The 14206-nt window shown below is 46.4% G+C and carries 9 protein-coding genes; 1 reads left to right on the forward strand and 8 read right to left on the reverse strand.

Annotated features, from left to right (window positions below):
• Window positions 1–134: 134 nt before the first annotated feature.
• From MRBLPE1_RS05685 to MRBLPE1_RS05705, 5 genes are all read right to left on the reverse strand, one after another.
• Complete coding sequence (locus MRBLPE1_RS05685) at window positions 135–1754, reverse strand: response regulator transcription factor (RefSeq protein WP_364142634.1); 1620 nt, start codon at window positions 1752–1754, stop codon at window positions 135–137.
• Entirely contained in the window at window positions 1732–3483 is a 1752-nt protein-coding gene (locus MRBLPE1_RS05690) for a sensor histidine kinase (protein WP_364142637.1), read from the reverse strand. Before MRBLPE1_RS05690 ends, MRBLPE1_RS05685 begins: the two co-directional genes overlap by 23 nt.
• A gap of 181 nt (window positions 3484–3664) precedes the next feature.
• Window positions 3665–4522 (reverse strand): PKD domain-containing protein, encoded by an 858-nt coding sequence (locus MRBLPE1_RS05695; RefSeq protein ID WP_364142640.1) that lies wholly within the window; start codon window positions 4520–4522, stop codon window positions 3665–3667.
• Entirely contained in the window at window positions 4413–5633 is a 1221-nt protein-coding gene (locus MRBLPE1_RS05700) for a hypothetical protein (RefSeq protein ID WP_364142643.1), read from the reverse strand. The genes MRBLPE1_RS05695 and MRBLPE1_RS05700 overlap by 110 nt, the downstream gene beginning before the upstream one ends.
• Window positions 5634–6103: 470 nt before the next feature.
• Window positions 6104–9217: a glycoside hydrolase family 2 TIM barrel-domain containing protein gene (locus MRBLPE1_RS05705; protein WP_364142646.1), complete on the reverse strand. Its 3114-nt coding sequence runs from the start codon at window positions 9215–9217 to the stop codon at window positions 6104–6106.
• Between the two features lie 125 nt (window positions 9218–9342).
• On the opposite strand from MRBLPE1_RS05705, the gene MRBLPE1_RS05710 reads away from it, so the two are divergent.
• Window positions 9343–10182, forward strand: a complete 840-nt coding sequence (locus MRBLPE1_RS05710) for a helix-turn-helix domain-containing protein (protein WP_364142649.1) — start codon at window positions 9343–9345, stop codon at window positions 10180–10182.
• 957 nt (window positions 10183–11139) lie between these two features.
• On the opposite strand, the gene MRBLPE1_RS05715 is transcribed toward MRBLPE1_RS05710, so the two are convergent.
• The 3 genes from MRBLPE1_RS05715 to MRBLPE1_RS05725 all read right to left on the reverse strand — a co-directional run bounded on the left by MRBLPE1_RS05715 (window position 11140) and on the right by MRBLPE1_RS05725 (window position 14191).
• Window positions 11140–11481, reverse strand: a complete 342-nt coding sequence (locus MRBLPE1_RS05715; RefSeq protein WP_364142652.1) for a TIM-barrel domain-containing protein — start codon at window positions 11479–11481, stop codon at window positions 11140–11142.
• 9 nt (window positions 11482–11490) lie between these two features.
• Window positions 11491–11832 (reverse strand): hypothetical protein, encoded by a 342-nt coding sequence (locus MRBLPE1_RS05720; protein WP_364142655.1) that lies wholly within the window; start codon window positions 11830–11832, stop codon window positions 11491–11493.
• 229 nt (window positions 11833–12061) lie between these two features.
• A complete protein-coding gene (locus MRBLPE1_RS05725) occupies window positions 12062–14191 on the reverse strand; it encodes a Sip1-related alpha-galactosidase (protein ID WP_364142657.1) in 2130 nt (709 codons plus the stop codon).
• Window positions 14192–14206: the final 15 nt, after the last annotated feature.

Raw genomic sequence — 14206 nt, forward strand, 5'->3', positions numbered from 1 at the left:
CCTCCCTTTGTGAGTTTTAAATGAGCCTCAGTTACAGAAGATATTCTTATCGATAACCATCATTTTTACTCGCGATATACCATACTAAAACAAACTCCAACGTTCCCGGGAACGTTGGAGTTTGCCTAAATCTCTTAGTCAGTCGTCAGTCGACTGCGGAACTCTTGCGGCGTAACGCCGACATGGCGTTTAAAAAACCGGGTGAAGTAACCAGCCGTATCGAAACCGACTGCACAGGCGATCTCTTGCACCTTCGCATGTGATTCCGCGAGCAACGTCTTCGCCCTCTCGACCCGGAGCTCTGTAATGTAATCTGAGATGTTGCGCCCAGTAAATGTTTTATATAGATTCGATAGATAGGATGGGTTCAAATAGACGGCATCTGCGAGTATAGCAAGCGAAAGGTCCTTATTCAGATGATCCACGATGTACTTGTTAAGCTTCTGAATGATGCGATGCGTCCGCTCATCCTGCTCCTGCTTCCCTTCTCGGAAAATGTCTTGACCCATCTGGCTCAGGAACTGGTGAGCTTGCTCCTTCGTCAAGTGCGAATTGACGTCAAGCAGCCTCCCGATCATGGGATCTGCGTTTACATCGGGCGTTAGACCGCTCCTGTGCATCTTGTTCCATTGGTTCAGCAAGATTACCGCTACGGCGTAATAGGCTTGAGCATAGACGGTAAAGTGATTTGGCACACGCTGGAACAACTCACTTAGCAAATCTTGAAACATTTGTTCTTGACCCACTTCAAAAGTGTTCTCAATTCTTGTTAACAGAAGCCCAGGAACGTCAGAAACTGAAGTCACCCTATCCTGCTCCCGGAAGAGCAGAATCATCTCCTCCCCACTTCCGAGGCCAAGGATGAGATTCTGTTTCAGAAGTTTATAAGTTTTGGGGATTTCATTCCATGCCAGAGGCCGCTCATGACAGATGAATGAGACTGGGACGCTAAGCAACTCCTTGCATTTGTACTGAATGCTCTCGAGCGTCCCCTGTACATAAGACTCCATTTCTTCCCATGGCATTTCTTCAGGAGCCTTCGATTGAATCAACCATACAAAATAAGACCCGCCTAACATGATAGGCAGCATGATGGCTCCCTGCATGTATTCCTCAGCGATATTTTGCACAGCATATAATAACAATGTTTTGTCGGAGGTACTGTAACCCTCTTTCCAACGGTCAACACGGCCACAGACAAGAATAACTTGCATGTCTTGATTAAGGCGTGTATCCAACTCCTGCAACCGTGAGTTATGGCTCACGGTTGCAAGTTCTCCCTGTTCCAGAAGTGAAAAGAACCATTCACGACGCAGCATTGGCAATACTTCTTTAAGCTGACCTTTGGCTCGAATCAAAACCTCCTCGTTGCGCATTTCCTCGAAGATCGTATTAGTCGCCTGGCGTATACTTCGAACGATGGCCTCGTCGCCTTCTGTTTTAAGAACATAATCAACGCCACCACTCCTAAGCACTTGCTGGGCGTACTGAATATCTCGAATTCCGGTTAAGAAAATAACCTTGCAGCGCGGCCATCTGGCCTGAATCCATTGCTGCAGCTGCAGTCCGTCCATCTCGGGCATTCGAATATCACTTAAGACGATATCCATCTTCGTGCGGGACAGCCTGCTGATCGCTTCATCTGCAGAAGTAGCTTTATATAAGTCCAGTTCAAGATCCGGTACCTCAGAGAGCATCTCATATAAGCCTTCTGTGGTTATCGGTTCATCATCAACGATTAGTAATCGAAGCACTAGGAACTTCCTCCTTTAGTGGTATTACCATAATAACCTTTAGTCCGCAGAGATCTCCTCGGCTCAAACGTAAACCTGCCTTATCACCATAGTTAATCAGGAGTCGCCGGTGGACATTAATAAGACCTGTGCTCTCGGCCACATCCTGTTGACTATTCAACATAATTTGCAGGTGGTTCAATGTATCCTCAGCTATTCCTCCGGAGTCTTCTACTCGGATGAGCAGCTCAGACGAAGTCATCTGAATGTCTACCTCGAGCAGGCCTCCTTTAGCTTTCTTCTCTAATGCATGTTCGTATGCGTTCTCAATTATGGGCTGCAGAATGAGCCGTGGTACTAAAATTCCCTCTGCCCCCTTCGGAACTTCCGAGAATCGAACTTCAATCCGATTGGAGAAACGGATGGTCTGAATATCGGTATATGATTTGGCATGAGCCACCTCACTAGCAAGCGTTACTTCCTGTGAGCCGTCTCGTGTAATGAACTCGAAATATTCACCCAGATGATTCGTCAAGCGCGCAATGCTTTCGTTCTCCTCCTGTTTCGCGAGCCTATAAAGGATGAAGAACGTGTTATACAAAAAATGCGGGTTGATCTGCGATTGCAAATGCCTAAGCTCCGCCACGCGAGCCCGGTACTCCTGCTCGTACACCTCGTGGATCAGCCGTTTAAGCTCCCGCACCATCGCATTCAACTGTTTATACAAATAACCAAACTCGTCGGTGAACGGATACTCGATGGAGATATCAAACTTCCCTTGCTCGATTCTGCGGAACGACCGGACAAGCAATTTGAGCGGCCGATGGATGATTCGATACATACCAAACGCGAATGCAATAATGACGAGCACAGACACACCGTATAAAGCAAACACCCAATTCCTGTACCGCTCTAACGGCTTCTCAACCTGTTTGACAGGCACAAACATCATTAATTTAGCATTAAGAATATCTGATTCCTTGCTGGCTAATAGATAGTCGACATGATCCAAGGTAATGATCTCAGTACCATCCACTTTTACCGTATCCAACCGGTCTGGCAACTCCGAACCCAATACTCGGTCGAACTCACCAGATACAGCCCATTCCATATTGTTGCTTACCAATGCCGCCAAACTAGCTTCTTGGGTGAATTGCTTAAGCTTGGAGGAGAGCTGCGTGCTGGAAATTTCGACTGCGAGCAAGAACATCGGCAGCTCGTTGCCTCCCGGATAAGGCATGCTAATGAAGATTCGCCCATTCCAAACAAGGAATGGTTCCGCAACATTTTTTTGCGGTTGTGACAATGCTTGGAACAGCTCGTTGTCGAGCTCGGAAATGGAGTTCTCCTTGGAACTTACAACCCGGTTCATATCCGGAATAAAAGCCATCGCATTCTCGACGAAAGAACTCGTTCGATTCAACTGGTCCATTCGATTTTTTAACCGGAGAACCGAATAGGTCCGCTCGATGATGGGCATTACTTCTGAAGATGTGCTTAGCTTCATCAGATCCTCGTCATACATATACTCACCCAGGAGTCGGATCGTCCGATCGAAATCGCTGTCTAGAAGGTCCATGTACAATTCGGTACGCGATGCTAACGAGTTTGCGATTTCTGCCCGAACAATATTCGAGCCGGACTCCCCCATTTTCAGACCAATATAGAAAAGCGGTGTGAGCACCATCAGGAAAGTCAACGCAAGCTTCGGCAAGATCGGTAACGAGCCGATCCTTTTGATCAGTCCCATCTGCAACATCAGTCCCCTTAAAGAAAATTTGACAAATCCTAACTTTACCTTATCGTCCATTGAGCAGCAAATGCAAGGCAAGCATCGCAGGAGCAAAACAAATGAAGCTGAGGTTGTTGAACAAAAAGGCGGACCCGATCAGCTAGGATCGAGTCCGGACGAGGTGAATTTAGATGACACGTTACATCTTTTTATGGACGACGACTCGAACTCGACCTAGATTTTGGATCAGCGCAAAGGCCGTTTTCGTGTCTCCTTCACGCTGGGAAGTCACTCGAACCGCCGGGAAGTAGGTCCCTGGCTTGGTGTATTTGAATGTCATCGAAATGTTGGCCGTCTGCCGCGGAGCTCCGAACTTCCATGCCTTGAAATCGCCCGTTCCGGCGAAATCCCATTCGGTTGCTACAATCTTCCCGCTTCCTTGTGGTACCTGAATCCGCGCGATGAAGGTGACGGTCTGACCAGCAGTAATATCAATCTTCGCAGTACCGTTGACGGTCAAATCCACCACGGGTTGAATACCTTGGCGCATCGCTGCCTTCGCCGGTACCTTTACCTGTCCGTCGACTACTTCATAATTGGTCGAGCGTGCAGGAGCCACACCTTTCTCTGCCCACGCGCTTACATCCCGCAGCGCTTGCTGGAGAAGACCATCGTACTGCACGAGTCTTGGAGTACGGGCAGGACTGATGTGATCCGCGTTGTCGTTATACCATACCCGGAAGTTGTCATCGTAGCGGTCTCCGAGAGACTCTTTTACCCTCGCACTATACCAGTCGGCATTCCATGGATAAGCATCGACATCGAACAAGTTAACGACCATAATCACTTTGGTGTGGATATCGCCATTGTATGCTGCACCACCGGTCACGCCTCGGGAGATAAGCGGCCCAAACTCCATGGCACGCTGCGGATAAATCGGCGTAGCGTCAGCTGCTCTGAACTGATCCCAGGCCGTGAAGCTTTGCGCCTGTATCAATGGCGGATAATACGTTCTCCGAGTTTCCTTTCCCGATGGTGAACTCCTTCGTTGCAGCATCGAATGATCCTGACAACTTCCCAACCATCGTCGTGCCGTCGGCTGCAAACAATGTATAGTCGAGCCAATACATCGGAGTCGAGACCACGGGTGCTTGATCGAGGGTCAGACTCGTCGTGAGGTTCTGCGCATTCCTGGTGACTTTCGTGACGGTGGAGGTGTGGTCGACCTTGGAAGTACGGAACAGCTCTCCCAGGGCCGATTGCTCCGTACCCAGATATCCTGGCTTATTCCAGAAGTCATCAACATAGGTAGAATCCATACCACGTAGGACGGTAAGAAAACCGAGCAAACCTTCAGCATCCTTCAATCCGAGCAAGTAAGCGTAGTCCTCCCAAGCCCGCAGAGGTACTCCCAGTTTCGTTACCTCAAGCAGTACCGCCTTCTCCATATCATTAAGCCCGGCGTATGGGTTTCCGCTGCCTCCCGGGCTCACCGCATCCCCGATCTGCTGTGCCTTCTTCTCCAGTACGAAGCGTGCGAAAGCCCGTATGAAGAAATTATTAGGAATCGAGGTTGGAACGCCAGTTATGAAAGGAACGGCACCATCCCATACCCCCTCACTACCCTCTATGGCACCAATAGTCTGAAAAGAGCCTCCGCTGCCACCATATATATATCCGTAGATCCGTCCGGACCAGCCATAGTACTTCGCCGCAACCGTCTTAGAGAACTTAGCCGCAGCAACATCGACCCGGTAACCGCCTCCGCCGTTCGTTTGCACGGTGTAAGCTCCGCTGTCCGCACCGAAGCTGACATTCACATCGGTAGCGTTCTCGTCCTGAAGCGGATACACAAGTTGGAAGAATCGTCCCTCAAACTGACTCTTCAGCGGGAGGTAGAAGGTAAATTTCTTATCCGTCCCTTCAAAGTGGCCCGATACCTTATGATGCTGCACCGGGGTGATCAGATCGGTCTCTTTGTCGATGACAGGTTTGTTGTACAACGGGTCTACACTGTCCGCCGTAACCAACGTGGACGTGTTCGGATTTGACGATGCTGCGCCCTCTGCAGCAGAGGTGCCGGTGCTTGGTAGCAAGAACGAGCTAAGCATAACCGTAACCATAGCACTCACCGCAGCCTTGCGAACAAATTTCTTAGAAAGAATCATTTGACTATCCCCCATTCCTTTGTATGCGCTTTCTAAATCATTTTCATTTTGTAACTTTCATATAACGCGTAAGAGATCTCTCGTGATTAAGTATATAGGAGGGACACTGAACGGCCTATTAGACTTTGTTTAGATTATGAACTTTCATTTGTGAGTTCGTCCGCAATTCTCCAGTTATACGGTTAACTGCTTCCAAGCGTCACCGTTACGCCATCCCTCAGGAAATGCTATGACAAGCCCCAGATCTTCATCTTCGTAAACATCGATATAACATCTCTTCGTCCGGCGATTCCGTGACTTTATACGCCAAGACAAATCGTCTGATCTATTGGATTACAGACTTACTCATAAGCGCTTTCTCGACATGCAAAAAAAACCGTTGACACCGGCTTGCACCTTTGTCAACGGCCTGCTGTGAGATAAGTTTGTACCATCACTTGGAAAAGGTTGAACACAGGCTTCCCTGCAGTTCAGTCCATGATCTCTAAAGTTATCTTGTAGACATAGATCCCCTTTTCAATTCTATATTCGTCGTGAATATTTTTGTGCCAGCCAGTGTCTCCGCCAAGCCCTGCATGCTTGTAATCGATATTCAGATAAATAGCATCGGAAGTACCAAGTTCGTCTTCATAGGCAGCCTTGTCGTACTGTTCTATGCTGTAATGATGAATATCAAAATGGAAGTGACCCGCTGCCGCAACTTTTACTTGGCGATCGTCCTCCGTGGATACATATAAATAACGGACATCTTCTTTACCGCCGCATTCAACTGGAATAATGTAGGGCACGTGCTGCTGTTCGACAGAGCTTTCGTATATTCCGACGAGCGCCGACGTTTTACGGTCTGCATAATTATCCCAAGGCCCGCGTCCATACCACTTGATATTTTTCCAGGCATTGGAGAATCTAAAGCTTAGGCCGACTCTCGGAATGGTATCGATTTTCGCCTTGTTCACGACCGTATTCGTGATTTCGATGCCTTTATCACCGACGGTATAGTTTGTTCTTGTTTCAATGCATCCATGATATAGACAATGAACTTGAATGATTACGGAAGCAGACGCTGCAGATACCCGAATATCCTTGATCTCTTTTTGATTAGATCCAAGCCCGAGAGCACTCCATTCGTCTGCATAGTTGGGAGAATTCAGATGAATGCCGGAGTCAATCCCCGTTGGCGGACGATAAAAATTGTTCGCTCCGCCCGCGAAATAATCCATATTCTTGTATTTTACGGAGGAAAACTCAGCCGTTTCCTTCGAGAAGACAACTTCCGTAGTTTCATTATGGATAACAATTCGATGTTCCGTTTCTTCATAGACCAGGCTATCTTTTTCAATATCTCCGACATGTAGGTTGGGAACGGAGTCTTCAAGCTCTATCTGACATGCATATATACAGGTTCCTTTTCTTGCATAATAGGTTGCTTCATCCAAATTAACATAGAAATTAAGATACGCTTCCCCAGAGACCTTGGAGACATCATATGGTGCCGGAATCCAGTCGAATGCTCCGGGCAACGAGGTGTATTTACGTAACGTACCTCTCTCTACTACATTTCCATCGCAAACGAGCTCCCAGCCGATGTTCAGATGGCTTAAGTCACGATGCGAATAATGGTTATAAATTCGATACCCTTTGGCTCCGGAGAAATTATTAGGAAGTTCAAGGTATTCTATCCGAACGGGCGACTGAACATATTTGATTTCATTGGCAGCCGGTTTCGGCGATAAATCCGGAAATACAATGCCATTCAGGCACATATCTGGCGCAGGATCAACGATATCTTCTTGGAATCCGCCGCCATAGACATATGTTTTATTTCCAGCTTCATCATACTTAACAAGCGCTTTATCCTGGAAGTCCCAAATAAACCCGCCCTGAAACCGCGGAAATTTATGAATGAGATCCCAAAATTTCTTGAAATTGCCGTTGCTGTTGCTTTTCGCGTATGCATATTCGCACATAATAAACGGCCGCAGGTCTTCGCTGTTGGCCATGCTATCCAGAATCCAATCCATTTGGGGGTACATCGGCGCAATGATATCGGATATATTCGCAGGTGGATTCACGGACTCATACTGTACATACCTTGTCTTATCGTATTCTTTGATCCAACCGTACATTGCAGCATGATTCATCCCATAACCGGATTCGTTACCCAATGACCATAAAATGATCGAGGGATGATTTTTATCTCGCAGGACCATCCTGGTTGCCCGTTCCATATAGGCATGCGTCCATTCGGGGGATGAGCTTAACTGGCCGCCGATGCCATGGGTTTCAAGATTTGCCTCATCTACCAAATAGATTCCCAGTTCATCACAGAGGTCGTACCATTCGACAGCATGGGGATAGTGACTTGTTCTTACAGCATTGATATTTAGCGTTTTCATGATCTTGATTTGCTCACGCATGTACTCCGTTGACACTACGCGACCCGTTTCAGGACAAAAGGCATGAAGGTTCGTTCCACGTATTATGAGCCTTTTGCCGTTGATTTTTAGAACCCCGTTTTTATCGATGCTGACTTCACGAAAACCGACGTTTGCGCTCTCGATGTCGACAACATTTCCGGCGGAATCGATCATCTCCAATACCAATTTATAGAGATAAGGATTTTCGTCGCTCCACAATTGGGGATTAGAAACAGTTTTTTTAACCTTCGCCACGTATTTCTCATGGAGGTAGACTCCGTAATCCGCAAACTTCTCTGTTTCAAACTGAGTAACCAGTTTTTGATCGCCATCGTACAGAGAGAGTCGTACATGAGCTTCTCCGTAACAGCTCGCTTGATTATTTGGGTAGACCGTCACTGCTAATTCTGCATTCTCGTAACTCCCAGAAAAGAGTGTTTCAATTTTATAATCATGGATGCGCATACGCGGTTTCGCATATATCAGAACATCCCTGTAGATGCCCGACAGATGCCAGTAGTCCTGGTCCTCCAGATAAGTGCCAGCGCCAAAACGCATTACCTGAACGGCCAACCGGTTCTGTCCCTTTTGGATGTAATCCGTAATATCGAAAGAAGCATTTAGCTTGCTGTCCTGCGAATAACCTACCAGCTTGCCGTTTAACCACAGATAAAAACAGGATTCCACACCTGCAAAATCTATAAATACGTCACGTTCTTTAAATTGTTCAGGAATGTCAAAGCTCAGGACATAGCATCCTGTAAGATTCTCCTCTGGGACATATGGGGGATTCAGAACAAATTCGTCTTTCGTTAGTTGAATTTCATGATAGGAGTCCGCCCCCTTCCTAGCGAAGGGATATATTATGTTGGTGTACACAGGTTTTCCATAGCCGTTAAGTTCCCAGTTGGATGGAACCGAGAGATTATTCCAATTCGAAACGTCATATTCAGGACCATAGAATTCATTGGTAACTTCATCTGGAGACGTAAACAATTTAAACTTCCATGATCCGTTTAGACATTTTACGTATTTGGAGCTTCCACGAACATTACTTAGCGCCTGCTCCACGCTTTCGTATACTCCGTATGGCTCATGCATGGGATAACGATTCATTTGTGTGACGTGCGGATTCTCCCACTCTCTGTTCATCTTCATATGCTTCATTAACACTCCCTTGTTCTAAATGGTTGCTCTCGAATATCGATAACCTTATAATATAAGGAAAATTCTTAAGGTGAAATGTTAAGCTTGGTATTTCATTTATCCATTTTGGTAGGAGTGGCTATTGTATGAATTATGACAACATCAAGGAAAACGATGTCATATACCGGTGTATCGGTGACGATTTCAATAAAGGTATTTTGTCCTGCGGCTTTATGAGAAAAAAAACAGTAGAGCGTTCCCAATATGAATTTAAAATAGGTTATTACAGTTGCTTTTTGATCCTGCAAGGCAGTGGACGGTTTATCTCAGATGACGGTAGTATTACTATCTTGCAAGCAGGCGACATGGTTCAGCGTATACCCGAATGTGTCCACTCTACCGAAATTAAGCCGGATGGGGAATGGATAGAGCTATATATCAGTGTTGGGTACCCTGTCTACGAGTATTTAAAAACGCTTGGAATCCTAAAGACTGATAAAGAGGTGCTCACAACACAGCATACAAGCGATTTTTTTTATGATTTTGTTGCCTTGCTAGACTCCCTTAAAGGCGCAACAGACGAATGGCTTCCTTATCTGCTGATCAGGGCACAAGAGCTCATTATCCGACTACACAATAGCGTACAAATTCAACTAAGAGAGCAGAATGAAGGCAAGATAATGAAAGCCTGTCAACTAATCGGCGGCTCCAATGACATCCATTATGATCTCAAAGAAGCAGCAGCATACGTAAATATGGGCTATGAGAATTTCAGAAAGATCTTTAAAGAAACAACCGGGATTTCCCCTCAGCGGTACCACATTGATCAGTTGATGAAACAGGCCAAAATGATGCTGTTCTCTGGGCTACCTATCAAACACATAGCCCTTAGCCTTGGTTACGGGGATATTTATTCCTTTACCAAACAATTTACGAAATCGGAAGGAATATCTCCGGGTCGCTATATCCGCAACCGTCAAAGGTGACTAGGCGGTTTCACATATAATACAAGCTAAAAAATGGGCTACGCTCTAAAAAGCTTTGACGGTCTCACGGTACTCCGATTTTCTTGATCACCATATTCGCAATGACTGTCTTACAGCTGTTCCCGTTTCAGCTATTGATTTACTTTTCAGCTGGTGCATTTCGTAACCCAATTGCATCCATCTCGGCCTTCAGCATCTCCTGAGTCGCTTCTGCAAAAGGGTTCTTTCTAGACCTGATTAACACAACGTACATTTTTTAAATTCATAAGAAAAAAGCCGCGCAAGAGCAGCTATATTATCCATTCATAAAAATCATTTTTCCCAATTGTTGTGAGTTACAATCGAAACATAATCTTTTAAAAGTGTTTGTGGGACAGCCTCTTTCAATTCCTCTACAGTCCATGGACCATCATTCTTCTTTATCATGCAGGCTCCTTGGTTCCATGTAGAGGGAAATGCGAGCATCGTCTGTTACCGAGAATACTGATCCGTTAATATAGGCTGCCTCTTGGGTGGACAAATACGCCAAGAATGGGGCAATATTTTCAGCTGGACCATGAGCTGCTTCGACTGCTATCATTCATTTTCTCTGGGTCAATATGAATTTTTCCGCCCGTAAGTTCCTCATTTTTTTCTTTGCAATTGCAAAATTGAGAACATATCCTGGCGAAATTGCTTGAGGGCATAGTCTCTCCTCGATTAAATTAACTAAACAATATTATTCTGCGTATTTGATTGTGGACGGAATTTCTAAATGGCGTTTTTCTGCGAATGCCATTATATTGCAAACAGCAGCATCGATTATTTCCAAACGCCACCGATCATATCAGGACAGCTATAGGCATAACCGAGAAGACCTTGCGCTAAGCCATCTGGAATTAAAGCATCGAGTCCATTGCCTTCCCATTCGTGGTTCTTATCCTTGAGCCGCTGAACAAGAGGTTGTCCTGCAAGCTTTCAGCAGGCACGGTATTCATTAAGCGGATATTTCAGACCAACCTTGGCCCATGCCTCACAATGTCCATTGCGAGTTGTGGCGGGGATATAACTGAGGTCGTCAGACTCGTAGAACTCCGAGTCACCGGCATCCAGCTTGAAGCCGTCGATCCCATATTCTTTCTGCAAAGCATCAAGCTGCTCATGCATCCATTGAACGGCCAGAGGGTTGGTGCAATCCAGCACCGTACTGTAGCCGTTCCACCATTTTCGTATCGCCGTCTTGCCGTCCCGATCCTTCAAGAGAATCCCTGTCTGATCGAGCTGACGGTAAATGAGGGAATCCGGAGTGACAAAGGACATACCCAAGCATTACCTTGAAGCCCATAGCGTGAAGTTCCTGCACCATACGCTTAGGTTCCGGGAAGCGGCCTTATGGAACTTCCAGGTTCCATAAGGCTCATGCCAATTATCATCGATCATAATAACGCCATGAGGCATCCCGTTTGCAAGCACATCTTTCGCATATTGCAATACCTTCTCTTGTGTAGGTTCATAAAGCAGTTCAATCCAAAGATTATATTGAGGAGCCGTGAACAGCAGTTCCTCCGGAATCGAAGAACTAGGGGGAAAGAAGGTTCGAGATACATAGCTGTACGCTCCCCGTAAGGTTTCATGGCCTTCTCCTGAAATGAGCTCTCCTGCACGGCTCACCTTTAAACTATTTTGTTCGAATTGATAGAAAAAGGGTTCTTACTCCAAATATTTCTGCCTTTGCTCGAAATAAGTAACGGGCAGGCCTGATTGCCATTGAGATTTGAAGCCAAGTCCACGCTAAGGATGAAGTGCCAAAGTGCATGCTTCGACCATCAGCAGCGCGGCCTCCCCACCAATATTCGTCAGGCAGCAGTTCGATCATCAGTCCATGAGTTGTCATCTATGATTACTCCTGCATCACAATTTGAACACAAACCGGTCCATGAAGGTCATGGCAATCGACGGTATAAAGCTGCGAATTATCGGAATGAGATCTCAGCACTCTCGTTACTCCGTTTACTTCAACGAAATCAGGTCTTTTATCCGCAAAGAAAGTAAATGCTCCCCCTTCGTCCAGAAAAAGTGTGGTCCTGGATTCGTTTCGAATGATATTCTTAATCGTTTTGGGGGATATCATCTTGTTTGTCAATCCAATCGGGGCAATCCCCGAGTCGCAGCTCACTAGAATGAACAGTTTGGATTCCCTCTCATTCAGGACAATCGGATATTCTTCATCACGCCCAATCACCGAACATGCTTCCGAGAAATATTCGTAGACTGCAAACCGGCTTCCATGCAGCCCCGGAATATCTGCAGGACGAATCCGGCTTTGGATCGGCCGTCCATCCTTGTTGATATGAAATGCAGCAACAATTCCAGCATCCCCGGCACGGCTCCATATCTTTAATGCAGCATTTTCATGGACCGGATCTACAGTCAAGCAATCCAATGCCGGCATCCCGGGCAAATCGCAGCGCAACAGCTTCCCGTCACGTTCAATCAGCGGTCGGATCAAATTGGGGTCGGTTGCTTGAAGAGGATCGCTAAAATATACTGGTCCACCGCTTACCGCTCGAAGAAGGGCATGACGTTCCGCATCGGCATGAACCGTCCAGAACATATCCCAATCTCCCCAGTAGAGATGGCCATGATAGAACGAGTTGTATACATTTTGCATGGCGTGTTCTGCGAAGCAATCCGGGTTCTGGGGAACAAAATCATCACTGTTACGGTTAATGGCGGACATGGGCCTGCTCCATAAGTTTTCCGAGGCCATTCCCATGCAGTTGATCATTTGATAATGGAAATGCATGGCGGCAGAAGCCTCCAGTGCCACATGTCCCCCTTTAGCGGCCTTTCCTGCAGGAAGATGATGTTTTGTGAAATTGGCTATCGCACTTTGTCCATCTACCTTGATGAGTCGAATTCCCTGAAGGCGTAACTGCTGATGAAACTCTTTCCAAAAGCCAAATCCGTGGTCATCACATGCAGGAATAAGAGCACCACCGTTGGTGGGCATCAGATGTTCTTTCATCTTCGCAGCCAATTCACTTTCAGGATGAATACCGCCCCAATAGCCTGCGAATGTATGCCATACTCCTACTGAATTGATATCCAGCTCCTTCAACTTGTCTACAACACTTGCAAGTCCGCCCGGAAATTTGCCTGCATCAGCCTTAAAAGATACAAGCTTCCCATCCTTAATGTCCTGCCATCCGTCGTCAATGATCACCCAGCGTACCGGAAGATTCATGTTCTTAAATTCATTGCACTTTTGTACGATTCCCTCTTCGGACACCTCTCGGTAAAAGGCATCCCAAGTACACCATCCGATGTACTCAAAAATTTCCGGATATTGCCGTTCATCCTTATTTGCAACACCAAGTTTGCGTCTCGCCGAGGTTAACGTATGTTCCGCCAATTCGAACGGATTCTCATGGATCCCCAACATTGCAACAGAGGTATTCATGCTGCTGTACCCGCCTGTGTTGTTAAACACAACCAATTGCAAATTGCCTGCGGTTGTTCCCTGCAAATCTGCCTTACCGTTTTCTTCGCAAAGCGGTATGATTTGAAAGAAGGAGCCTGTTTCACGTTCTATCAGCAGCTGCTGCGTTCGGCTGGGCAACCCATCGAGTGTCCCGGTATAAGGTCTTGTCCACCAATCGTTAAACCGGTAATGCCCCAACAGGCCCGTCATTCCAGGGAAGCTTTCCATCGTTAGCACAATCCCTTTGTTACTGTCAAAATAACGCAATTTCTCAAACAGCGGATTATCAATCGATGCGGAAAGAGATATCGCTGCACAGCCTTCCTCTATGCTCAAATGAAGCTTAACTAAAAGTCCTTCAGCCTCATTCCGAAATTCGCAATCTGTTACCGGCAACCCGCTTTCTTCTCCTGCGATCACCTGTGACAAATGTAAAGTGTGGCTGGAACCATCGTCCAAGTTCACAACAGCTGAGATTCCTTTTATAACCGTCTCCCCGCCGTCAACCAAATCAAGCCTATCTCCTGTTTGTAAGAAATTCAGCAAATGTTTTACCCTCCC

Origin of the sequence: Paenibacillus sp. LPE1-1-1.1, assembly GCF_040676435.1 — a bacterium.
Classification (GTDB): Bacteria; Bacillota; Bacilli; order Paenibacillales; family Paenibacillaceae; genus Pristimantibacillus.